22 protein-coding genes are annotated in these 21,690 nt (G+C 60.0%); 10 read left to right on the top strand and 12 right to left on the bottom strand.

What is annotated here, in order from left to right; translation table 11 throughout:
* Positions 1–32 precede the first annotated feature (32 nt).
* On the top strand, positions 33–1,631 hold the full coding sequence (locus tag RG2_RS03120) for an MFS transporter (protein ID WP_033235563.1): 1,599 nt from the start codon (positions 33–35) through the stop codon (positions 1,629–1,631).
* A gap of 52 nt (positions 1,632–1,683) precedes the next feature.
* On the opposite strand, the gene RG2_RS03115 is transcribed toward RG2_RS03120, so the two are convergent.
* Positions 1,684–2,535, bottom strand: coding sequence for an SDR family oxidoreductase (locus RG2_RS03115; RefSeq protein WP_033235564.1), 852 nt, complete (start codon positions 2,533–2,535; stop codon positions 1,684–1,686).
* A gap of 118 nt (positions 2,536–2,653) precedes the next feature.
* On the opposite strand from RG2_RS03115, the gene RG2_RS03110 reads away from it, so the two are divergent.
* Positions 2,654–3,067: a winged helix-turn-helix transcriptional regulator gene (locus RG2_RS03110; RefSeq protein ID WP_033235565.1), complete on the top strand. Its 414-nt coding sequence runs from the start codon at positions 2,654–2,656 to the stop codon at positions 3,065–3,067.
* Between the two features lie 42 nt (positions 3,068–3,109).
* Here RG2_RS03110 and RG2_RS03105 read toward each other — a convergent pair whose 3' ends face one another.
* From RG2_RS03105 to RG2_RS03095, 3 genes are all read right to left on the bottom strand, one after another.
* Positions 3,110–4,102 carry an iron-siderophore ABC transporter substrate-binding protein gene (locus tag RG2_RS03105; protein WP_033235566.1) on the bottom strand — a complete coding sequence of 331 codons (993 nt, stop codon included), beginning with the start codon at positions 4,100–4,102 and terminating at the stop codon, positions 3,110–3,112.
* A gap of 138 nt (positions 4,103–4,240) precedes the next feature.
* Positions 4,241–5,644, bottom strand: a complete 1,404-nt coding sequence (gene lpdA / locus RG2_RS03100) for a dihydrolipoyl dehydrogenase (protein ID WP_033235567.1) — start codon at positions 5,642–5,644, stop codon at positions 4,241–4,243.
* Between the two features lie 49 nt (positions 5,645–5,693).
* Positions 5,694–6,680 (bottom strand): dipeptidase, encoded by a 987-nt coding sequence (locus tag RG2_RS03095; RefSeq protein WP_033235568.1) that lies wholly within the window; start codon positions 6,678–6,680, stop codon positions 5,694–5,696.
* A gap of 223 nt (positions 6,681–6,903) precedes the next feature.
* Between RG2_RS03095 and RG2_RS03090 the strand changes: the two genes are divergently transcribed.
* The 3 genes from RG2_RS03090 to RG2_RS03080 all read left to right on the top strand — a co-directional run bounded on the left by RG2_RS03090 (position 6,904) and on the right by RG2_RS03080 (position 11,309).
* On the top strand, positions 6,904–7,950 hold the full coding sequence (locus RG2_RS03090) for an alpha/beta hydrolase (protein ID WP_033235569.1): 1,047 nt from the start codon (positions 6,904–6,906) through the stop codon (positions 7,948–7,950).
* Between the two features lie 176 nt (positions 7,951–8,126).
* The gene (locus RG2_RS03085; protein ID WP_033235570.1) at positions 8,127–9,173 is read left to right on the top strand and encodes an alpha/beta hydrolase; all 1,047 of its coding nucleotides are present in this window, start codon (positions 8,127–8,129) and stop codon (positions 9,171–9,173) included.
* Positions 9,174–9,257: 84 nt separating this feature from the next.
* Positions 9,258–11,309: a prolyl oligopeptidase family serine peptidase gene (locus tag RG2_RS03080; protein WP_033235571.1), complete on the top strand. Its 2,052-nt coding sequence runs from the start codon at positions 9,258–9,260 to the stop codon at positions 11,307–11,309.
* 4 nt (positions 11,310–11,313) lie between these two features.
* Here the strand turns inward: RG2_RS03080 and RG2_RS03075 are convergent, their stop codons facing one another.
* Positions 11,314–12,147, bottom strand: a complete 834-nt coding sequence (locus RG2_RS03075; protein ID WP_033235572.1) for an alpha/beta hydrolase family protein — start codon at positions 12,145–12,147, stop codon at positions 11,314–11,316.
* 44 nt (positions 12,148–12,191) lie between these two features.
* The gene (gene ppk2 / locus RG2_RS03070; protein WP_033235573.1) at positions 12,192–13,106 is read right to left on the bottom strand and encodes a polyphosphate kinase 2; all 915 of its coding nucleotides are present in this window, start codon (positions 13,104–13,106) and stop codon (positions 12,192–12,194) included.
* A gap of 138 nt (positions 13,107–13,244) precedes the next feature.
* Here ppk2 and RG2_RS03065 point away from each other — a divergent pair, with 138 nt between their 5' ends.
* Complete coding sequence (locus RG2_RS03065; protein ID WP_033235574.1) at positions 13,245–13,448, top strand: PspC domain-containing protein; 204 nt, start codon at positions 13,245–13,247, stop codon at positions 13,446–13,448.
* 68 nt (positions 13,449–13,516) lie between these two features.
* Here the strand turns inward: RG2_RS03065 and RG2_RS31725 are convergent, their stop codons facing one another.
* The 5 genes from RG2_RS31725 to RG2_RS03050 all read right to left on the bottom strand — a co-directional run bounded on the left by RG2_RS31725 (position 13,517) and on the right by RG2_RS03050 (position 16,153).
* On the bottom strand, positions 13,517–13,660 hold the full coding sequence (locus tag RG2_RS31725) for a hypothetical protein (protein WP_165826256.1): 144 nt from the start codon (positions 13,658–13,660) through the stop codon (positions 13,517–13,519).
* A gap of 59 nt (positions 13,661–13,719) precedes the next feature.
* The gene (locus RG2_RS03060) at positions 13,720–14,013 is read right to left on the bottom strand and encodes a hypothetical protein (RefSeq protein WP_092802275.1); all 294 of its coding nucleotides are present in this window, start codon (positions 14,011–14,013) and stop codon (positions 13,720–13,722) included.
* Positions 14,014–14,095: 82 nt separating this feature from the next.
* On the bottom strand, positions 14,096–14,239 hold the full coding sequence (locus tag RG2_RS31720; RefSeq protein WP_165826254.1) for a hypothetical protein: 144 nt from the start codon (positions 14,237–14,239) through the stop codon (positions 14,096–14,098).
* A 59-nt stretch (positions 14,240–14,298) separates the two neighbouring features.
* Positions 14,299–14,490 (bottom strand): hypothetical protein, encoded by a 192-nt coding sequence (locus RG2_RS31420; RefSeq protein ID WP_045063985.1) that lies wholly within the window; start codon positions 14,488–14,490, stop codon positions 14,299–14,301.
* A 220-nt stretch (positions 14,491–14,710) separates the two neighbouring features.
* Positions 14,711–16,153 carry a wax ester/triacylglycerol synthase domain-containing protein gene (locus RG2_RS03050; protein WP_033235575.1) on the bottom strand — a complete coding sequence of 481 codons (1,443 nt, stop codon included), beginning with the start codon at positions 16,151–16,153 and terminating at the stop codon, positions 14,711–14,713.
* 284 nt (positions 16,154–16,437) lie between these two features.
* Between RG2_RS03050 and RG2_RS03045 the strand changes: the two genes are divergently transcribed.
* Positions 16,438–17,235 (top strand): IclR family transcriptional regulator, encoded by a 798-nt coding sequence (locus tag RG2_RS03045; RefSeq protein ID WP_033235790.1) that lies wholly within the window; start codon positions 16,438–16,440, stop codon positions 17,233–17,235.
* Here the strand turns inward: RG2_RS03045 and RG2_RS03040 are convergent.
* Entirely contained in the window at positions 17,217–17,768 is a 552-nt protein-coding gene (locus RG2_RS03040; RefSeq protein WP_033235576.1) for a VOC family protein, read from the bottom strand. The two genes, RG2_RS03045 and RG2_RS03040, sit on opposite strands and share 19 nt — an antisense overlap.
* 1,610 nt (positions 17,769–19,378) lie before the next feature.
* Between RG2_RS03040 and RG2_RS32205 the strand changes: the two genes are divergently transcribed.
* The 3 genes from RG2_RS32205 to RG2_RS03030 all read left to right on the top strand — a co-directional run bounded on the left by RG2_RS32205 (position 19,379) and on the right by RG2_RS03030 (position 21,604).
* Complete coding sequence (locus tag RG2_RS32205) at positions 19,379–19,507, top strand: hypothetical protein (protein ID WP_255285217.1); 129 nt, start codon at positions 19,379–19,381, stop codon at positions 19,505–19,507.
* A gap of 28 nt (positions 19,508–19,535) precedes the next feature.
* A complete protein-coding gene (locus tag RG2_RS03035) occupies positions 19,536–19,730 on the top strand; it encodes a hypothetical protein (RefSeq protein ID WP_033235577.1) in 195 nt (64 codons plus the stop codon).
* A 413-nt stretch (positions 19,731–20,143) separates the two neighbouring features.
* On the top strand, positions 20,144–21,604 hold the full coding sequence (locus tag RG2_RS03030; protein ID WP_033235578.1) for a wax ester/triacylglycerol synthase domain-containing protein: 1,461 nt from the start codon (positions 20,144–20,146) through the stop codon (positions 21,602–21,604).
* The last annotated feature ends 86 nt before the right edge of the window (positions 21,605–21,690 follow it).

Here is a 21,690-nt window from a genome sequence, read left to right as displayed (position 1 = left end):
CTCTCGAAGAAGCGCTCACTTACCTTGTAACGATGACCACCACTGACGTCGAAAGCGGCGCAACGCCGCCGTCTCCGGCGATCTCCGAGAACCCGAATCATCAACGACGTTGGCTGGTGCTCTGCATCGTCGCGTTTGCACAACTCATGGTGGTGCTCGACGGCACCATCGTCTCCATCGCCCTGCCCGCCGCGCAGGCAGAACTCGGAATCAGCGACCTCGATCGCGCCTGGGTTGTCACCTCGTACGCGCTGGCATTCGGCGCACTGCTTCTGCTCGGTGGCCGCATCGCCGACTACTGGGGACGTAAGCGTTCCTTCATCGTCGGCATGGCCGGCTTTGCCGTGGCGTCAGGCATCGGCGGGATCGCCCAGACCGGTATCGAACTCTTCATCGCCCGCGCCGGGCAGGGTGTCTTCGCGGCACTGCTCGCGCCCGCCGCGCTCTCGATGCTCACCACCACCTTCATCGGAGAAAAGGAGCGCGCCAAGGCTTTTGCCGTTTACGGCGCGATTTCCGGTGGTGGCGCAGCGATCGGCCTGCTGCTCGGCGGTGTCCTGACGCAGTACGTCGACTGGCGCTGGTGCCTGCTCGTGAACATCCCGATCGCGCTCATCGCGATTGGTGCTGCCGTCCCGATCGTCAAGGAAACCAAGGCGCACGGCGACACGAGCTACGACCTTCCCGGCGCCGTCCTCATCGCACTCGGACTCGGATCCCTGGTCTACGGATTCACGCGCGCCGAGCACGGGTGGGGTCAGACCGATACCCTCCTGTTCATCGCTTTGGGCTTGGTCTTCCTGGCACTGTTCGTGGTCGTCGAGAGCCGTAGCAAGAATCCGCTTCTGCCACTGAGCGTTCCGTGGCACCGCGACCGCGGCGCCGCACTGATCGGGTCCATGCTCGTCGGCGCAGCGCTTCTCGGCGGCACGTTGTACCTGACGTTCTACCTGCAGATCGTGCTCGGATTCAGCCCCGTCATGGCCGGCGTCGGCTCACTGCCGATGGCCTTCTTCATCGTGCTTGCATCCACCGCCGCCGCCCAGCTGTCCACCAAGATCGGCCCCAAGCCGCTCATGGTTGCCGGCCCCCTGGTTGCCGCAGTCGGACTGCTCATGCTCACCCAGATCGAGGTCCACAGCTCCTACTGGACCCACGTGTTCCCGGGTCTTGCCATCTTCGGTTTCGGTTTGGGCCTGCTGATGGTGCCCATGCAGAACCTTGCACTGATCGGTGTTCCCGACCACGACGCCGGCGCAGCCAGCGCCCTCGTCAACGCAACGCTGCAGATCGGCGGCGCACTGGGAACCGCACTCTTCACCACGATCTACGCGTCGGCCAAGTCTGCATTCACCACCGATAACGCGGCGCCGATCCCCCCGGAAGGCATTCCCGTCGACATGTCGAACGCGACCGTTCCGACCGGCGACGAATTGGCTCTGCTCCCCCAGCCGGTTCAGGACTTCATCGCCTCGATGACCGACTACGTCTTCGGCGCCGAGGTATCCGGATACACCGCCGCATTCGGTTGGGCGGCAATCCTGTTGGCGATCATCGCACCCGTCGTTGTGGTGCTCGTCCGCGCCAAGAAGGGCGACCTCCCCGCTGAGGGCGCTGTCCATATGGGGTAAACCCCTGTGCGCCTTTCTGGTAGTTCCCGCTACCAGAAAGGCGCACCGGCGGTTACGCCTTCTTCAGAACCTCAGCCACCGGCGTGCTGGCGCGGCCGATCAACTTCTGCAGATCACCGGACTCGGTGTCCAGCGCTCCCTTGGCGATTGCAGCGTCGGAATCCGCGAGAATCTCTGCGACAGGGGCGGGCAGTCCGACACTCTCGAGAATGCCCTTGTATGCCTCCTCCGGCACGAACTGATACACGACAGGCTTGCCGGCAAATTCGCTGATCTTCTCCGCGAACTGGGCATACGTCAGACGCTCGTCACCACCCAATTCGTAGACTGCGCCTTCGTGACCGTCCGTGGTGACGACAACTGCGGCAGCATCGGCGTAGTCGGCCCGCGATGCAGCGGCGATCTTTCCGTCAGCGCCCGCTCCGGCCACCGCGCCGCGCTCGATAACGCCGGCCAGGTCATTGAGGAAGTTCTCCCAGTACCAACCGTTGCGCAGGAGCGCAAAGGCAATGCCGCTGGCAGCCAGAACATCTTCGGTTGCCTTGTGCTCGGCTGCGAGCTTCATCGGCGTATCCTGAGCGTCCAAAATGCTTGTGTACGCGATGAATCCGACGCCTGCAGCCTTTGCCGCGTTGATGATGTTTGTGTGCTGCGCAAGCCGCTGGCCCACCTCACTGCCCGAGATCAGCACCACTTTGTCGACGCCGGCAAAGGCTGCTTCCAATGCGGTGGCGTCGGTGTAGTCGGCCTTGCGAACCACCACGCCGCGGGCTGCGAGATCCGCCGCCTTCTCCGGATTACGAACCACGGCGACGATATCCGACGCGGGTGTGCCCCGCGTGATCAGTGCCTCGACAACAAGTTGTCCGAGGTTTCCCGTTGCTCCGGTGACTGCGATGCTCATGCGAACTCCCGTTTTAGGTTGAAGCGTAAATGTGCTCTGCAACCATCATGCACTAATTATTCGTAAGTGCAACCATGGAAGTTAGCGCTATCGGTATGTTTAGTAGTAACCTGGAGACATGACCAGCACCGATACCCCTGCCTGTGCTGCCGAAACAGATCAGGATCCCACCCTCGAGGCCGATGTGTTCGCTCGCGGATGCAATTCTCGGGCAGCGCTCCAGAACGCAACCGGCCGCTGGGGCGCACTTGCATTGGCAGCACTCCACGAAGGCCCGTACCGGTTCAGCGCACTACGTCGACGCGTCGACGGCGTCAGCGAGCGCATGCTCTCGCAGACCCTGCAGACACTGGAGCGGGATGGTCTCGTGCACCGTGAAGTGCTCGAAACCATCCCGCCCAAAGTGGAATACAGCCTGACCGAACTCGGCGCAGACGTGGCCGGCAAGATCACCGCCCTGATCGAATTGCTCGAATCCCGCGTGCCGACAATCATTGCGTCACAAGAGTCTTACGACGCCCGCAATCAGTGACGCCCGCAATCAGGGAGGCCCGCAATCGGTAAAGCCTGAGAGTCAGTCGAGCGCCCCCGAAAGCTGAGCGATGAACTCGTCGAACGCATACGGGACGCTCAAGACCGTCGGCGCTGACGTTGCCATCGCGTAGTCCATTCCGACGAGGCGAACGATCCGGCCGTTCGACACCGAGGTCATGTTGGCAAACGGACCGAAGGCCATCAGCTTGTCGAGATTGGTGCCGTCGGCGTCAACCAGAATGAAGACGTCTGCGTCGAGGGTTTCGATGGACTCCATCCCCACGGACACCGAACTGTCGCCGGACGTGCACACCGCGTCGACCCCGGGCGAGGTCTTCAGCCCGAGCTGACCCAGCAGACGGATGCGAGGATCGGTGTTGCAGAACACGATCAGGCCCTCGTCGGTGCGCATCGCGTATGTTGCCGTCTTGCCCTCGAACTGCGGATGTTCGGCGGCTTGCCGCTCGAAATACGCTCCGGTGTCGTCGATCAACTCCTGTGCGCGTGCGGGCTGCCCGAGCGCTGCACCGATCATGCTCATCTGCTTGTCCCAGGCGGTGTCCCAGGGCTGATCGGGAAATGCGACGGTGGGCGCGATGTCACTCAGTCGCTGATATTTCTCCGCGGTGATCCCCGAATACACGGCAAGGATCAGGTCGGGGTCGAGGGCAAGGATCTGCTCGAACGGCACATCCGGATTGGTGGTCATCAGAACCGGCGTCGCGCCGTTCAACAATGAAGCGTCCCAAGGCAATATGTTGTTCTCGACACCGTCGCCCGAGAAGCTCTCCATCGCGACGGGCACCTTGTTCAGGGCAAGCACCGAATCTTGGCTGCTCCATCCGATGGTCACGATCCGCATGGGTTCGGCATCGATCGTGGTCGAACCGTAGGCGTGGTCGACCCTCACCGGAAAGGCGCCGGCTTCGGCGGATGCCGTCGAAGCCGCGGTCGACTCGGTACCGGCCGAGCTTCCACACGCGGTGAGACCGAGAGCCAGAGCGGCCGCGAGCAGTACACAACGAGTTTTCATGAATCGGGACGCTAGTGCGCCGTCAGCTCAGACCTGGACTCGAAGTCGCGATCTGGCGTATTGGCAATACAAAAAGGCCCGTGCGCCTTTCTGGTTGCGTGAGCTACCAGAAAGACGCACGGGGGCCGCAGGCCCTACCTAGAAGTTGATCATGTGGCCGGCGAGGCCGTGGATCGCTTCCTGCAGCGCCTCACTGAGCGTGGGGTGCGTGTGGACGTTGCGTGCCAACTCGTTGACCGTGAGGTCCCACTTCTGGGCCAGGGTCAGCTCGGGCAGCAGTTCCGAGACGTCCGGTCCGATGAGGTGTCCACCGAGCAGTTCGCCGTGTGTGGTGTCGGCGATCAGCTTGACGAAACCGGTCGGGTCACCGAGACCGTGTGCCTTGCCGTTGGCTGCGAATGGGAAGTTCGCGACCTTGATGTCGTAGCCCTCGGCCTTGGCCTGCTCTTCGGTCAACCCGAAGGACGCGACCTGCGGTTGGCAGAACGTCGCACGCGGCATCATCCGGTAGTCACCGAGCGTCTGCGTGTCTGCGCCGCCGATGGTCTCGGCTGCAACGACGGCCTGCGCCTCTGCGACGTGTGCAAGCTGCAGCTTGGCGGTGACGTCACCGATGGCGAAGATGTTCTCGACGTTGGTGCGCATGTAGTCGTCGATCGCGATGGCGCCGCGGTCGGTGAGGGCGACGCCGGTGTTCTCGAGGCCGAAGCCCTCCACGCGCGGCGCGAAGCCGACGGACTGCAGAACCTTGTCCACGACCACGGTTTCGATCTCGCCGGACTTGTTGTCCTTGATCGAAACGCTGACCTTGCTGCCGTCGTCACTGATGGACTGGACAGCGGCGCCGGTCTTGATGGTGACGCCGAGCTTCTTGTACTGCTTCGCGATTTCCTTCGAGACGTCGGCGTCCTCGTTGGGCAGTGCCCGGTCGAGGAACTCCACGATCGTCACGTCGACGCCGTAGTTCTTGAGGACGTAACCGAACTCCATGCCGATGGCGCCGGCGCCGACGATGAGGATCGAGCCCGGCAGGTCGCGGGTGAGGATCTGCTCTTCGTAGGTCACCACGTTCTCGCTCAGCGAGGTGCCCGGCAGCAGCTTGGTGTAGGAACCGGTGGCGATGATCGCGTTGTCGAACGTGATCGTCTCGGTGCCTCCCTTGCTGAGCTCGACGTTGATGGTGTTGGCGTCGGCGAACGTGCCTTTGCCGTCGAATTCGGCGATCTTGTTCTTCTTCATCAAGAAGTGGATGCCCTTGACTCGCCCGTCGGCAACCTTGCGGCTGCGATCGAAGGCGGAGCCGAAATCGAAGGACACGTCTCCGGACATGCCGAACGTCTTCGCTTCTTTTGTGAAGATGTGCGCGAGTTCGGCATTGCGGAGAAGCGCCTTGGACGGGATGCAGCCCACGTTCAGGCACACACCGCCCCAGTACTTCTGCTCGATGATGGCAGTGCTCAGGCCCAGTTGTGCCGCGCGGATAGCAGCGACGTACCCACCGGGGCCGGCTCCGAGGACAACGACGTCATAGTGTGAGGTCACGATGTAACAGGGTAGTCCTGCATCGTTTTCCTGTCCCCGGATGGTCGCCTTACCGGCCAGTAGACCAAACTTCTGCGGCAACTCGGGCGAAATTTCCGCCGTAGATCGCTTCGATCGAGGACTCGTCGAAACCGCGCCGACGCAGAACGACGTCCAAGGTGAGGGTGTCTTCCGGCGGAACCCACTGCAGTGGTCCCCACGCGGTGTACGCCTCGGAGAACGACGCCGCGTGATTGTGTATCTCGTCGAGGAAGTCCTCCGCGTCGAACGAATAGTCCGAACCGATCCCGACGTGATCGACACCGACGAGTCCGACGGCTTCCTCGATGTGATCGGCCATCGCCTCCAGCCTGGCTTTGTTGTCGTCGGGGCCGTTGACGCCGAGGAAGATTCCCACGCCGTTGATCCCGATAACTCCGCCGGTGTCGGCACACGCCTTGGCCTGATCGTCGGTGATGTTTCGGGGGTGCTCCCACAATCTGCGGAGATTCGAATGGCTGTAGATCATGGGACGTGTCGTGGCAGCGGCCAGATCCAGACCGGTCCGGGTCGAGCAGTGCGAGCCGTCCACCATCATGCCGACGCGGTTCATCTCGGCCACGAGTTCGCGGCCGTACGCAGTCAAGCCTGTGTCGACGGCGTCGAGGCACCCACAGCCGGCGGCGTTGACGTGGTTGTACGTCGGCAACATCGACCGCACGCCCAGATCGTAGAAGTACGCGATGTTGTCGGGATCGCCGTCCAGCGGGTTTGAATCCTCGAGGTCGAATGCCAGCGCGATTCCGCCGGATCGCTGGACGTCTGCAACGTCGAGAATCGTCGAGACCGGTGTGATTTCCGGATACTCGACGCGCGCCTGCCAGGCAAAACTCTTGACCAGGGCGGTTGAATCCGCACGTGTGTGCGGCGCGTAGCCGACATTGACCGAAACGTAACTGCCCTCAGGCCGCCGGTACCGCAATAGCTCCGCAATAGAGGCATTGGACTGCAACGGCAAGCAGCAGTGCTGTTCCCAGATCGGATATGTCCGGTTCACCCGTTGAGCATATAGGTAAACAGCCAGGTCAATTCGAAACTGGTCAATCGTTCAGCAAATCTTCGGTTCACTGGCGAATAGCGCGCCGATGCTGTAGAAAGATCAAGACTTGCACGCTCTATATGCGTCGGGATGCAAAAACCCATACGGAGAAGTGTCGACGAAGGATCGTTCCACCCGGGGCGGATCTACAAGGTAATTCAGGTGGAGGGTTCTTAAGCCTATGCGTTCTCGTACATTCAAGCGCGGCCGTGTGGTCGCCGCGATTGCAGCGGTGTCCGTGCTGCCGATGCTTGTCAGTCCGGCCATGGCTTCTGCCGGTGGTGACACCGCTGGAACTCGTACCGCTCCCGCAGCGTATTCGACGGATTCCTACCTCGCGAGCCGCACCGACAACGGCCGCAAGTCCACGATCACCGTGTACTCGCCGTCGATGGGTCGCGACATTCCCCTCGAGGTCATCCTTCCGGCTGACACGAGCGAACCGCGTCCCACGCTCTACCTCCTCAACGGAGCAGGCGGCGGCGAAGACCGCGCGACCTGGCAGCGTCAGACCGATGTCATGGACTTCTTCAATGACAAGAACGTCAACGTCGTCACCCCGATCGAGGGCGCATTCAGCTACTACACCGACTGGGTTAACGAAGATCCGGCTCTCGGTGTTCAGAAGTGGCAGACGTTCCTGACACAGGAACTCCCGCCAGTCATCGACGCAGAGTTCAACACCAACAAGGTGCAGTCGATCTCCGCGATCTCCATGACCGCCACCTCGGTGCTCAACCTCGCGATCGCAGCCCCCGGCCTCTACAAGAGCGTCGGCGCGTACAGCGGTTGCGCCGAGACCAGCACCCCGGTCGGCCAGAGCTCCATCGAACTGGTTGTCGGCATGCGCGGCGACGCGGATGTCACCAACATGTGGGGCCCGCTCGACGGACAGGGCTGGATCGACAACGACCCTGTTGTCAACGCCGAGAAGCTCCGCGGCACCGAGCTGTACGTCTCCACCGGCTCCGGTCTGCCCGGCCCGCACGACACCCTCGCCAACGAGGCAGTCGACGGCCAGGTCGGCGTGTTGGCCAACCAGATCATCGTCGGCGGCATCATCGAGGCAGCGGTCAACTACTGCACCCACAACCTCGCGTACCGCTTGAACGAACTGCAGATCCCGGCAACGTTCGACTTCAAGCCCACCGGCACCCACTCGTGGGGCTACTGGCAGGACGATCTCCACAACTCGTGGCCGATGATCGCCAACTCCATGGGCGTCTGACACCACCAGCTTCAAGCACTCGACCCCGCTCTCCTCGACTTGGAGAGCGGGGTTGTGTGCTACATGGATGCTGGAACCATCAAACGCTCCCCTGACCATGGCAATTCTGGTTTACTGACCAGTGACATCGACCCCGGACACACGCCGGGGCACACGTAGTGGAGGTTTCAGATCGTATGGGCGCTCGTACATTCACGCGGGGACGTTTGGTCGCTGCAGTAGCGGCACTGTCCGTGATCCCGATGCTGATCAGTCCCGCCATCGCCTCCGCGGGCGGCGACTCATCCGGCACAACGGCACAAGCCACATCGGGTACCTCCGGTTCGTACCTCGCGAGCCGTAGCGACAATGGCCGCAAGTCCACGATCTCCGTGTACTCGGCGTCGATGGGTCGCAACATTCCGCTCGAGGTCATCCTCCCCGCAGACAACAGCGCACCGCGCCCGACGCTCTACCTCCTCAACGGCGCAGGCGGCGGCGAAGACTCTGCGACGTGGCAGCGCAAGACCGACGTCATGAACTTCTTCCAGGACAAGAACCTCAACGTTGTGACGCCACTCGAAGGCGCATTCAGCTACTACACCGACTGGGTCAACGACGATCCCGAACTCGGTCGTCAGAAGTGGCAGACGTTCCTGACACAGGAACTCCCGCCCGTCATCGACGCCGAATTCAACACCAACAAGGTCCAGTCGATCTCCGCGATCTCCATGACCGCCACCTCGGTTCTCAATCTCGCAATCGCGGCCCCCGGCCTGTACAAGAGCGTCGGCGCCTACAGCGGTTGCGCCGAGACCAGCACTCCGGTCGGCCAGGGCGCTATTCAGCTGGTCACCGGTATCCGTGGTGGGGCTGACATCGCGAACATGTGGGGCCCGGTGGGCAGTCAGGGTTGGATCGACAACGACCCGGTTGTCAACGCCGAGAAGCTCCGCGGCACCGAGCTGTACGTCTCCACCGGGTCCGGTCTGCCCGGCCCGCACGACACCCTCGCCAACCCGGCGATGAACGGTGAACCCGCCAATCTGGCCAACCAGATCATCGTGGGCGGCCTCATCGAGGCAGCGGTCAACTACTGCACCCACAACCTCGCCTACCGTCTGAACCAGCTCCAGATCCCCGCACAGTTCGACTTCAAGCCCACCGGCACCCACTCGTGGGGCTACTGGCAGGACGATCTCCACAACTCGTGGCCGATGATCGCGCGTTCGCTGAACGTCTGAGTCCACCCACTTTTCGGCCCCGTTCCCACTGCCTTTCGGGAGCGGGGTCGAATGCTGTCGACGGAGAGCAGTAAGAATGGAGCCATGACATCCGATCAGAACTCCCCCGTCGACAGCGATCCGTACCTGTGGCTCGAAGACGTCACGGGCGAGACCGCTCTCGACTGGGTGCGTGCGCACAACGCCGTCACCGAAGCACAACTCGCAACCGGTGAGCGCTTCGAGCAGATGCAATCGGATGTCCGCGAGGTCCTCGACACCGACGCCCGCATTCCGTACGTGCGTCGCCGCGGCGAGTATCTGTACAACTTCTGGCGCGACGGCACCAATATTCGTGGATTGTGGCGACGGACCACGCTCGAGCAGTATCAAAGCGACAACCCCGAGTGGGACGTGTTGGTCGACCTCGACGCGTTGGCCGAAGCCGAGGGCGAGAACTGGGTCTGGAAGGGCACGCAGTTGCTGCGCCCCCACCGCGATCGCGCCTTGATCAGTTTGTCGCGCGGCGGAGCCGACGCCGCAGTGGTTCGCGAATTCGACATGGAGACACGACAATTCCTCTCTCCTGACGGACCCGATGCAGGTTTCTACCTTCCCGAGGCCAAGACCGACATCGACTGGATCGACATCGACACCGTGTATCTCGGAACCGATACCGGGCCGGGATCACTCACCGATTCCGGTTACCCCCGTCTCGCACAGCGATGGAAGCGCGGCACACCCCTCTCCAGCGCCGAAACGCTGTACGAGGGCGAAAGCACCGACGTTGCGATTTCCGCATCACATGATCCGACGCCTGGCTTCGAGCGGGACTTCGTCACCCGCTCCGTCGATTTCTACAACTCACGACGGTTCCAGCTCACGCTCGACGACGAACTCGTTCTGATCGACACACCCGAAGACGCCGGCATCTCGATTCACCACGAGTGGTTGCTGATTCGCACCAAATCGCCGTGGACGGTCGAGAACACCGAGTACGCGACGGGCACCTTGCTGGCGGCTCGGTACGAGGATTACCTCGCGGGCGCTCGCGAACTCACGGTCCTGTTCGAGCCCGACGATCATTCGTCGCTCGACCACTACAGCTGGACCCGCGATCATCTGATTCTCGTCGTTCTGACCGACGTCCGGACCACCCTGCGCATTCTGACTCCCGCCGACAACACTTGGGAAGAAAGGCCTTTCGAGGGCCTGCCCGAGCTCACCACCATCGAAATCCTGGACACCGATCCCGATTCCGGCAACGAGTACTTCCTCAACGCCAGCGGATACACCTCGCCGGCAACGCTTCTGCACGGAGTCATCGGGGAATCCGAACCCACGGTCGTCAAGGCTGCGCCCGCATTTTTTGATGCCACAAATATTGTGACGCAACAGTTCTTCGCAACCTCGGCCGACGGTACCCAGGTCCCCTACTTCGTGGTCGGCACCGAAGACAGCACACCCGGACCCACTCTTCTTTACGGCTACGGCGGATTCGAGGTGTCGCTGACGCCGTCGTACAGCGGTTCCATCGGGCGGGCCTGGCTCACTCGCGGCGGCACGTATGTCGTGGCCAACATCCGCGGCGGCGGCGAGTACGGGCCAGGTTGGCACACACAGGTTCTCAAGTCCGGACGCCACAAGGTGCACGAGGATTTTGCGGCTGTCGCTCGCGATCTGGTCGACCGCGGCATCACCACACCGGAATTGTTGGCCGCCCAGGGTGGTAGCAACGGCGGACTGCTCATGGGCATCATGCTCACCAAGTACCCAGAGCTGTTCGGCGCCATAGTCTGCCAGGTTCCACTCCTCGACATGCGACGGTTCCATCTCCTCCTGGCCGGCGCATCCTGGATGGCGGAGTACGGCGACCCCGACAACGCTGACGAGTGGTCCTTCATCTCGCAGTACAGCCCGTATCAGAACATCGACGCGGACGGCTCGTACCCGCCGATCCTCATCGCGACGTCCACTCGCGACGACCGCGTCCACCCAGCGCACGCTCGCAAGATGGCCGCGCGCCTGGAGGAACTGGGCAAGCCGGTGCTGTACTTCGAGAACATCGAAGGCGGGCACGGCGGCGCCGCGGACAACGCGCAGTTGGCCTACAAGACCGCGCTGACCTACGAATTCCTGTGGCAGAAATTCGGCTGAGCGATCAGCGGTCGCGCAGCCAGGCGACGATGCACTCGGTCACAGCATCCGGTTTCCGGATCCAGCCGTTGTGACCGAGTGGTTCGTCGACGTGCACCATCGTCACCTGTGAGCCGGTGAGCTTGTCCACCAAGTTCTTTGCGGATCGACGCGGAGCAAGGTCGTCGCCGTCGATGGTGACGGACAGGACCGGCAGGTTCAGGCGGGCGATCCGCTCCTCGTAATCGATGTCCGCGCCGACGGGTTCGATGGTGCCGGTGCGCGCAAATCTGGCCCAGTCGGTGATCAACACTTTCGACTGCCGCCCGAAGCCGCCGACACTCAGGCGATCACCGGGCCAGAACCCGGCGATGTTGGCTGTCACCGACATCGCCGACGAACCCAGATACAACCCCGGAGCGCGAATGCCCGGGAAGCCCCGGTGGTACGGCGAACCGGACGCCACCAGGATCAACCCACCGAGGCGTCCGCGAATCCTCGCCGCGTACATCGTCCCCAACTGGCCGCCCATGCTGTGACCGAGCAGGAATGGTGTACTCGCCGGGAACCTTTCGCGCACCACTTCGAAGGTGGCGGGGAAATCTACCGACACCAACTCCTGATACCCGAAACTCGACGACGCACTTGGTCGCGGCCGGCTGTCGCCTTGGCCACGCAATTCCCCGATCGCCGCGTTGAACCCCGCGGTGACCAACGCTTCGGCCACCGGATCGTAGAACCCAGCAGGCACACCGAGACCGGGAAACATCACGACAACGGGAGCGTCGTCGACCGGTCCCGGAAACAGGCGGATCGGAGTGACGGTTCCATCGGGAAGTTGGATCGGCACGGTCTCCATTCGTCTCACACTAACGACCGCGACGGCATCGGTCAGCAGTCTTGCTATTCCAGGCTGCCCACAACCAGCGGATCAGGCGTTCCGACGATGTCGTGATCCTTGTTGTCGTAATCGAACTGGCTGAGGACATGCCGCATCGCGTTGATCCGCGCACGCTTCTTGTCGTTGCTCTTGATGACGGTCCACGGAGCGGTCTCCGTATCGGTGAAGCGGATCATTTCTTCCTTCGCTGCGGTGTACGCATCCCACTTGTCGAGGGAGGCGATGTCCATCGGCGAAAGCTTCCACTGCCGAACAGGATCCACCTGCCGAATCGCGAACCGCGTCCGCTGCTCGAGCGGTGAGACGGAGAACCAGAACTTGATGAGGCTGATGCCGTCGTCGACAAGCATCTGCTCGAACAACGGAACCTGCCGCAGAAAACGCTCGTGCTCCTCGTCCGTGCAGAACCCCATGACACGCTCGACTCCGGCCCGGTTGTACCAGGAGCGATCGAACATCACGAGTTCGCCCGCAGCGGGAAGATGCTGCACATAGCGCTGGAAGTACCACTGCGTCGACTCTCGCGCCGACGGCTTTTCCAATGCAACGACGCGTGCGCCTCGCGGGTTGAGGTGTTCCATGAAGCGCTTGATGGTGCCGCCTTTGCCTGCTGCGTCGCGGCCTTCGAACACGATCGCGTGGCGGGCACCGGTTTCTTTGGACCAGTTCTGCAGCTTCAGGAGTTCGATCTGCAGCAGACGCTTGGCGATCTCGTACTCTTCGCGTGACATCCGAGAGTCGTACGGGTATCCCTCGCGCCACGTGTCGACCTCGAAACCGCCTGGTGCCGTGAGCAACACGGGATCGTCGTCGTCACTGTCGTCGACGGTGAATGCCGTCGTGTCAGTCAGGTCCACCGCACTCGACAGGTCGGCGAAGGCACTGAGAAAAGGACGGCGCTCTGCTATCTCGGTCATTCCCGACAGGCTAGCCGTCAACAGCAACCAGTTGGTGACGCCCTGATGAACGGGCGAATTCGATGCTCGGTGAAGATCAGGGATAGATGGGGGTGATTCCCGATGGTCGAAGTGGCCTGGTCAGGCCAGACTTGAACCATGACATTCGAGAGCAACACACCCCGCCCGTTCACCCGATCCACCGACAACAAAATGCTCGCCGGAGTGTGCGGCGGGATTGCAGAATATTTTGGCGCCGACGTCAATCTGGTTCGCGTTCTGGCAGTAATTGCTGCCGTCTGCACCGGTGGAACTGCAGCCTTGGTTTATCTTGCAGCCTGGATGCTCATGCCATTGGGATAGCGCGCCCGTGAAAAGTATTGTGGGGCCCTCGCATTTCTCGCGTGGACCCCACAATAAAAACTCTTGACCTATTTCGCGGCTTTGAGCGTTCCACCACTGAGTTCGGCAAGCGCGGTCAGGCCTTTGACAGCGATTTCGCTGACGCTGCCTAGCCCCTGGCCGATAAGAGTTCCGACGGAACCCGCAGCATCCATTACGGAGCCTTCAATCATGTTTGTTCTCCTTCTATCCGCACAGTTACGGGATGGTCAGATAATTCAGAGCTGCAAGACTACGGAGCGACAACGGCGGGTGCGAAACTGATTGCATCAAAAGATCCGGAGATCCCACCGAAGGTATCACCCAACGAGCCGAACAAGTTGGCACCCAAGTTATCCAACCCTAACAGCACATTCACCAGTGCCTGAGTTGCGGTTTCGCCATTCTCCATAACATAACCGAGGATGTTTGCCAGCGACCCCATTTTTAACTCCTCAACAGAAAACTTGCGAACATTGTCTATCAGCACGTTAGCGGCAAAACTGGAATTCAGTGGCGAAATGGAAAATTGTCTGTCAATCTCCATAATTAAGGTCAAATATGCAGGTACAGAGCATTTTGGGGCCCGCGCGACGTGCGCCCGGGCCCCAAAACCAAGCTCTTTTGTGCTACTTGGCGGCTTTCAGCGTTCCACCGCTCAGTTCGGCAAGAGCGGTGAGGCCCTTGACAGCAATATCGGCAACACTGCCCATGCCCTGGCCGATAATGGTGCCAACGGAACCCGCAGCATCCATGACGGATCCTTCAATCATGTTGTACTCCTAAATATCTGTTGAGTGAAGTGGATGTGCCAACTGCTCAGATTGCAGGATCAAGCTGGCGGGATAACTTCAGGCAGGAAACTAATCGTGTCGAGAGATCCGGAGATCCCTCCGAAGGTGTCACTCAGAGAGCCGAAGAGATTGGCACCCAAGTTATCCAATCCCATCAGCATGTTGAGAAGGCTCCCCAGCTGAGTGCCCATCCCGTCCGGTCCAAGAAGAATGTCCATCAAAGAACCCATGACTGAACTCCCTATCTAGAAGGATCCCCACTCGACCGCCAAAGAATCGGTTCCGGCGAAGGTTCACCGTTGATGTGTCGTCTACGACCTTAGTGTTAATCCTAGAACCTGTGTCCGAAATGAACGATTAACTCGATTTTCCCATTCTCGAAACAATTTACCGGACAAAATTCATTGCGATCCACAACAATTCCGGCCCGGCGGGCACCTGACCGGAAAATCATTCGACGGCGGGGACGTCGCACTCAACTGCCTGGCGCAGTTCGTCGAAACTCTCGCGCAGCAGCACGACATAGTGCTCCGGATCGGGCATCGCTCCGCGAGCGACGATGACGTTGAGCGTCAACGCGCCGCCGGCCGCGGCAATCAGGAAGTGGCGCAAAACATCTCCGTCAACCGGCGCCTGCCCACCCAACACGGCAACTGCGGGCGCACCGTCGAACACGTTTCCGTCGATCGTCACCGGGACATTACTGATCGTGGTGTGCTGCATGACCTCACGATCCGTATTCAGCTTGTTGAGGCGCCTGGCCAGCCCCGTCAAACGTAGTAACGGCGCAGGTGACGTCTCGATACGTGTGCTGAATTTCCGGACAGCGAGGTGCGAGCTACGCTCCTTGGCCACTTGCGCAGAATCCCGGATCCGGGTCAGTTTCTCGACCGGATCCGCAACGTCGGAGTGCAGATCGACGGTCAGGAGCGCGAGCTGATTGGCCGACTCCCATTCCGCAATCTGCCGCATCGAGCGCGGAACCATTGCCGCCAGAGGGCGTTCCGGCCGCTCGTCCTTCTCCTCGAGATACTTCTCGAGCGCCCCAGCCACCACCGTCAGGAACATATCGTTCACCGTCACCCCGGGCACGGCGGCTCTGATCGCCTTGATGTCAGCACCGTCGAGCGTCACGAACTCCAGAGCCAGATCACCCTCCAGCACGTGGTTGAAACGCGTCGGCGGGCGGTCTGCGACGTACTTCGCCAACTCACCGGATTCCTCTGCCTGTGTGATCTCTTCTGCGGCTACTTTTGTCGCCGAGAGACCCTTCCCGAACCGGATCAGTTGTCCCGGGAACCCGAGGACACTGCGCCCCATCATCTCCACGAGCGGCAAACCCGATTCCCGTGCGGGCGCCTTGGGTTTTGCCGGCCCCGAGAACAATCGGTTGGTGAGGTTCCTGATCTCCAAACCGTCGCCGGCGCTGTGATGAGTTTTGAGCATGATCAGCGTCAGGTCGCCGGGTAGATCGTCGATCCCGCTGATTCCCGTCATGACCTCCAACTCCCAGGGCGGCCGCGTCAGATCCATCGGCGCGCTCAGAGACTTGCCCAGCAACGCCCGCACCGGTGCCCATCCGGGCCCCGACGCCTTGTGCACCCGCACATGATCGTCGACATCGAAATCAGGTGCCGGCACCCAGTACGGATAGTCCAGGTCGAGGGGAACTCGCTGCACTCGGCTCGTGAACAGCGGCCAGTACCCGAACCGTTCCGAAATCCATCCAACCGCGTCGGCGTGTGTCATGTCGGCCAGCGGGTGGCCCGCAGTGTCGAAGAAGTACGCGCACACCATATGACTGAGGTGGCCCTCGGACTCGTTGTAGATGAACTCCGCATCCCGCGGACCCAACTGAGCTACCCCGGTTGGCAACGAGTTCCGAAAGATCATGTGTGCCCCTCACATCCGACGCTGGAAGACTGTCCGGATTGTATCGGTCAGGTGTCCAAATATCCGGGGATTGCCCAGGCTTCTCCCCCGGACCTGAGTGCACACAAGTTCCTGGCGGCAGGCACAGCCCTCCGTCCACCCGATGAGTTGCGGGCAACCGTGCACGCGACACTCGACCGAGCCGTCGCAGTCCACTCCCGCTGGCTGGGCCGAACAATTGCCGACGCGAATCGGGCAACACTAAGGTGACTGCGATCACAGATTCGCGGCGAGGACAGGAGTTCATGGTGAGAACCACTCGCAAGGTGGACGATCCGGTGTCGGTAGTCGATCGAATTTCGGCCATCCTCGAAACCTTCGAAAACACAGGGCCACTCACGCTCGCCGAGGTAACTCAGCGAACGGGGATCCCTCGCTCCACCGCTCACCGCCTGCTCGAGCAACTCGTGACCAAACGGTGGATCACTCGGCAAGAACACCGATACGAACTCGGCAGCAAGTCGTACGAACTCGGCCAGTGGGCACTCAATCAGAACCGGCTACGCCACGGTGCCGTGCCTGTCTTGAACCGGTTGGCTCGTTCGACCGGGCTGACGGTCCATCTGGCGGCACTGAACAACAGTGATGTCTTGTACTTGGACCGCGTCCCCGGACGAACGCCACTAGCACTCCCCAGCCGTGTCGGCTCGCGACTTCCCGCACACGTCACCGCCGTCGGCAAGGCGATTCTGGCCAATCTCGAACCAGACAAGATGCAGAGCATTACTCGCGCTCCGCTTCGCAAGACAACCCAGTACAGCATCGCGTCGCAAGAACACCTCTACACAGAATTGGATCGCGTCCGCGACCGCGGGGTAGCGATGGACCGCGAAGAATCAGTGCTCGGAATTGCCTGCGTGGCAACGTCAATCGGTCCGCGCGATCACTACTACGGCAACCGCGCAGCACTCTCTGTCTGCGGACCGATCGATGACATGAAAATGAACCAACTCGTATCAACGGTGCGTATCGCAGCGCGCGATATCTGGGATACCTGCGTCGCAAACGATCTTCGCTCCAAGAATCAATTCGAAGCGTCCTGATTCTGTTCCTCCATGCGCCCCATGAGTTGCGCGTAAATCGCACGATCCGTTCGCGGACCACCAGGCGTCGAAGCGCCGTATCGTTCGATCTCGGCAGCGATGTCCAGCGGTCGCGTGTGCGCAACACCAGGCACAAGTTCACCGTCGAGTAGCCCGTCCGGTACCAGCCAGGTGACTTCGAATTCGATTCCGTCAGGGTCGCGACCGTACAGGGCCTTGGTCGCAGCGTGATTGGACGCTCCGCCGAGAGCATTTGCGGCCAGCATGCGATCGCGGCATTGCGCGAGTTCGCTCAACGTCTCGACCTCCCAGGCCAGGTGGTAGAGACCAACCGCGCCATCACGCGCCCGCGGCGCGCTGGCTTGAAACAGTCCCAGGTCGTGATCGTTTGCCGAGTTCGCTCCGCGAAGGAACGCGCCGCCGGGGAAATTCACGGGAAGCTTCTCGAATCCCAGTACATCGCAGTAAAACGACGCACTCCGCTCGACGTCGGAAACGAACAGCACCGCATGGTTCAGGCTTCGAATAGCCATTACTCTCGTACCTCCGGCAAACTCAGGTCGGTCATCGCACACATTCCCTTTGCTTATCCTGCGACGTCGATGACGCGTGGCAGCGAGGTAATGCGCAAGAGCTTCCTCCGCAACCTGTGGATTTCCGCTACTGCCTCGGACACTCAGCAGCTTAAACTGAATTCGCTGCGGCGCTCAGGTCGGGCTCTCCCAACGCAAGGCTTGGACCCAGTACTCAGTGTTCCTGAAATTGTGTCAACGTCACTAGCAAGCTCGCGAACGAACGAGCCAATCCGACAAACATACGCACTGCTTCAGCCATGAGTATCCGACCGCGTCCACACGATGTCTGTGATCGTCCGACCGACACAATCGCATCAAACTTCGCGAACAGGCTCTCGACAAACGACTTCTAACAACTACTAGTCGCGCCGGGTTCGCACTAGCACCGGTCACAGACCACTCTTACCCATGGTGACGACAACAGATCAACATCCGATTCCCGTCCGCAAATTAGCGACAAGATCAACGTCTAACAACACCCCGACCGAAACCGTATTTCCGATCAAGAAGCGCAATTCGATGCAAAAATTGCAGTCTCACGACTAACTATCGCGCGGCTCCCTGATGGAGTTTGGTCACCCACACGGGATCGAGGGCCAGGTCATTGGCCGAAAATTCTGAGCTTAAGAAACGAGATGACGTAGCACGCAACATGCAGCAATAAGCCGACTACAAATCCCCGACAGCACTGACCACAGCACCCACCCGCTGACGATCAGTGTGGCGACACCCTCCAACCTAGACGCATCCGAATTATCCACTTGGACTAGTACTTTCAGTGGGTTCAGTACACCGAAACTAGTACTTTCAGAGGATGCGGTGCGCCGAAACTAGCCACCCGCTAGTACTTTCGACGGATACAGTTCCACTGAACTCCCTTCGGACACTAGTACTTTCGATGGATACGCCAGGTGCGCGAGCCGCTCTGGTCGATTCACTTGGATCGAACGAATTACCGGTCGACAAGCGGCCAATGCGTCGAAAATTATTGGTAGACAGCCTAAGTAACCTATACAGGCACAGGATTCGACAGATGATCGGCCGCATCCACGCCGGCCAGCACACAGGAGGGCCGATCCGTTGCCACATCGATCGGCCGATACAAGGACGATTGTTCGCAAACTAGGGGCGTGACCAGCAAAAACTGAAACATGTTGCAGATTGCGGAAAATTTCTTTGACAAAAAGTGACCGAATCGAGCTATCCTGCATTAGCGTGATGCCAGAAGCATCCACAAAGAGTAAGCAGGTCAACGAAAATCTGAGTGTTTGGAACACCAGTGTTTCCTGAGCTCTGCCCACGTTTTTACTCTTTGTGGACTTACACAAGCCGGCGTTTATGAATGCGCAACTATCGTTTACCGATCTACCGAAAGGGTGGAACTCTGTATGCTCGCACTGTTTTTTGCGACGACCGCGACGATGTTCAGCGACCTCATGGGAGTTCTGTATTCCGGATCAATAATTCCCGGAGTCGATGCTGGCACGGGGTCATTGGCCGAGGCCGTCAGCAACAGCTGATCGCAATGCAGTTCTTTTCCGAATATTTTCTGACGACAGGAGTGAATGATGAAACTCGGATCAATCGCCGATATGTTCGACCCGCCGTACGGTGAACTGGTCAAGATGATTATTGGGTTCATATTCGTGATTCCCGTCATGGGGTCCATCGATATGAATTTCAATCCCGTTCAATAATAATCAATCGTTGAGGAGCAAATAAATCGTGGATACTTCGAGCCTTATGGGCGCGCTCGGGAGCATCGATGCAGCACTATTGCTGCCGGTATTGGAGTCGATGAAGGGCATAGTTGGCGGAATATTCGCAACCGTGTCCGCGGCCATCAATCTTGGGGTTACCGGTTCTGCGGGATCCTCCGGACTCATCCAATCGGGCCTCGGCTCCATCGCCGGCACGTAATTAGGAGATAAAACAACAATGTTCAATATTCTTCTGGCCTACTTGTCCGACATGGTCGCGTTCGGTTCTGTTGACCTGGTAGGTACATTTGCGAAGTACCTCGACACCTTGTCTTCCTTCACCCAACCAGTCTGAAATGAGAGGAATTTACAATGATTGAGAGGTACCTTATCCACATGCTGAACTGGGTTGGGCTCGTTACCGAGTACACGGCCATCGGAAGCATGGTGATCAAGAACCCCAAGTGAACGGTCTGGGTGGACGGATGGTAGCCGTCGATCTACCAAATGATCATGGTCTTCTGGCCATCATCCATGGAACTCAGAGAATCCCCGAGGCTGACATAAGCCTCGGGGATTTTCGACTTCAGCAGCGCCAGCATATAGCTCTGCACCCCCACACGAGGAGCACCCATGAGATTGTCCAATCCATTCGCAATGAGGGTTACGCAATTGAGCCCACGCGATGCCGATTACATCTACAACGAAGCCGATGGGCATCTGGGACACCTCATTGGCGTCTATTTCTTCGAGACCTCGCGACACCCCGATTCGGAATTCTCACAGGAACAAGCCGTCGAGTGGGTCACTGCGCGCCTCGGCCACAACCGGATGTTTACGCAACGCATTCAGCGAACACCACTGAGCCTCGAGCATCCGCATTGGGTCCCAGCCAGCAACTTCGACGTGAGTGACCACGTGCAAGTCACCAATATCACCGAGCCTGGTTGGGCCGCACTGCAGGATCCGCTTAGCAAGTTGTTGACCTCCCGGATGGACTTGACACGTCCACCTTGGGAACTGCACTTTTTCAATGGAATAGAGGGACTGGACGATCTGCCCGGCCGACTGACTGCTGTAGTCCTCAAGTCGCACCACAGCGGCGCGGACGGAATTGCGATCCGAATGTTGGGTGAAGCCATCTTTTCGGATACGTTGCGGCCGGCGGAGTTCGAGCCTGCGATACCGTTTTTGAAGGCGCGCATGCTCCTCAATGCTGTGCTGAGTATGCCAAACCAGGTTCTACGATTCGCCAGACACGTGCCCGCCAATCGTGCGGCTCACAGGGCCGTTGCCGAAGCACAGGCTGCTGGCGAATGGGTCGAGAGTTTCCGCGATCATCCAACAACCCGTTTCAACGGCAAGGTGAGCGGGTCTGGGACACTCGAGCAGATCACGCTGCCCGGTGCAGCTGTTCGCCAGATCAAGGATGCAGTCTCCGGGGCAACCATCAACGATGTTCTGCTAGCAGTCGTCGGCGGTGCTCTGATGAGGTATCTGACGGAGAAGGGTGAAGAGCCGAAGGGATCACTCGTTGCGATGGTGCCACGGTCTATGCGCAAGATAGAAGACTGGGAGTCTGCAAATCAGTTGGTAATCCTGGCAATTGATATGCACACCCACGTCGAAGATCCGTTGAAACGGGTGGCGCTCATTGCAGAGTCTGCCCGTTTGGAGAAAGCTCGCACTTCCCACCTCGCGATCCGCCGTGTAAGCGCTGCGATCGAAACAGCGCCGGCACCATTGCTGCGGTTGATTGCATATACACGTAGGAAGAACCCCTACGACCTGAACCACCCCTGCTACCAGCACACAATGGTGAGCAATATTCCGCTCTCGGTCGACGGGCTAACTTTGAACGGGGCACCGGGCGCAGCTGTGCTCGCGACACAACCGCCAGTGGACGGGGATGGGCTGCGGCACTTTATGGTCGCCGCATCCGGCGGTGGGTTAACTCTCAATGTCATAGCGGACACAGTGGCAATGCCGGATCTCCATCACTACATTGGGCTTCTTCGCGCGAGTTTCGAGCAGCTCAAGATGGCATCCGATGAGAGATCCCGCGATCTTGACAGAAACAAGGTCACTTCCTGACAGAAACAACCTCCGATCAACAGACTGATCGAAGCCGTGCGCCATGCGAAGAAACTTGTGAAGTCGAGCCCCACCACACCCTCACT

The organism is Rhodococcus globerulus NBRC 14531, from assembly GCF_001894805.1.
GTDB classification, from domain to species: Bacteria; Actinomycetota; Actinomycetes; order Mycobacteriales; family Mycobacteriaceae; genus Rhodococcus_F; species Rhodococcus_F globerula.
The sequence above is the reverse complement of the archived record's forward strand: the minus strand, read 5'-3'. Positions and strand labels throughout refer to the sequence as shown.

Excerpts from the sequence above, each read along its gene's own strand:
- RG2_RS03110 (WP_033235565.1), top strand. The coding sequence starts at position 2,654 with ATGACCAGCACCGATACCCCTGCCTGTGCTGCCGAAACAGATCAGGAT.
- RG2_RS03115 (WP_033235564.1), bottom strand. The coding sequence starts at position 2,535 with ATGAGCATCGCAGTCACCGGAGCAACGGGAAACCTCGGACAACTTGTT.
- RG2_RS03060 (WP_092802275.1), bottom strand. The coding sequence starts at position 14,013 with ATGGAGATTGACAGACAATTTTCCATTTCGCCACTGAATTCCAGTTTT.
- RG2_RS03045 (WP_033235790.1), top strand. The coding sequence starts at position 16,438 with ATGGTGAGAACCACTCGCAAGGTGGACGATCCGGTGTCGGTAGTCGAT.
- RG2_RS03030 (WP_033235578.1), top strand. The coding sequence starts at position 20,144 with ATGAGATTGTCCAATCCATTCGCAATGAGGGTTACGCAATTGAGCCCA.
- RG2_RS31725 (WP_165826256.1), bottom strand. The coding sequence starts at position 13,660 with ATGATTGAAGGCTCCGTAATGGATGCTGCGGGTTCCGTCGGAACTCTT.
- RG2_RS03105 (WP_033235566.1), bottom strand. The coding sequence starts at position 4,102 with ATGAAAACTCGTTGTGTACTGCTCGCGGCCGCTCTGGCTCTCGGTCTC.
- RG2_RS32205 (WP_255285217.1), top strand. The coding sequence starts at position 19,379 with ATGAAACTCGGATCAATCGCCGATATGTTCGACCCGCCGTACGGTGAA.
- RG2_RS03080 (WP_033235571.1), top strand. The coding sequence starts at position 9,258 with ATGACATCCGATCAGAACTCCCCCGTCGACAGCGATCCGTACCTGTGG.
- RG2_RS03075 (WP_033235572.1), bottom strand. The coding sequence starts at position 12,147 with ATGGAGACCGTGCCGATCCAACTTCCCGATGGAACCGTCACTCCGATC.
- RG2_RS03090 (WP_033235569.1), top strand. The coding sequence starts at position 6,904 with ATGCGTTCTCGTACATTCAAGCGCGGCCGTGTGGTCGCCGCGATTGCA.
- RG2_RS03050 (WP_033235575.1), bottom strand. The coding sequence starts at position 16,153 with ATGATCTTTCGGAACTCGTTGCCAACCGGGGTAGCTCAGTTGGGTCCG.
- RG2_RS31420 (WP_045063985.1), bottom strand. The coding sequence starts at position 14,490 with ATGGGTTCTTTGATGGACATTCTTCTTGGACCGGACGGGATGGGCACT.
- RG2_RS03040 (WP_033235576.1), bottom strand. The coding sequence starts at position 17,768 with ATGGCTATTCGAAGCCTGAACCATGCGGTGCTGTTCGTTTCCGACGTC.
- RG2_RS03065 (WP_033235574.1), top strand. The coding sequence starts at position 13,245 with ATGACATTCGAGAGCAACACACCCCGCCCGTTCACCCGATCCACCGAC.
- RG2_RS03120 (WP_033235563.1), top strand. The coding sequence starts at position 33 with ATGACCACCACTGACGTCGAAAGCGGCGCAACGCCGCCGTCTCCGGCG.
- ppk2 (WP_033235573.1), bottom strand. The coding sequence starts at position 13,106 with ATGACCGAGATAGCAGAGCGCCGTCCTTTTCTCAGTGCCTTCGCCGAC.
- RG2_RS31720 (WP_165826254.1), bottom strand. The coding sequence starts at position 14,239 with ATGATTGAAGGATCCGTCATGGATGCTGCGGGTTCCGTTGGCACCATT.
- RG2_RS03085 (WP_033235570.1), top strand. The coding sequence starts at position 8,127 with ATGGGCGCTCGTACATTCACGCGGGGACGTTTGGTCGCTGCAGTAGCG.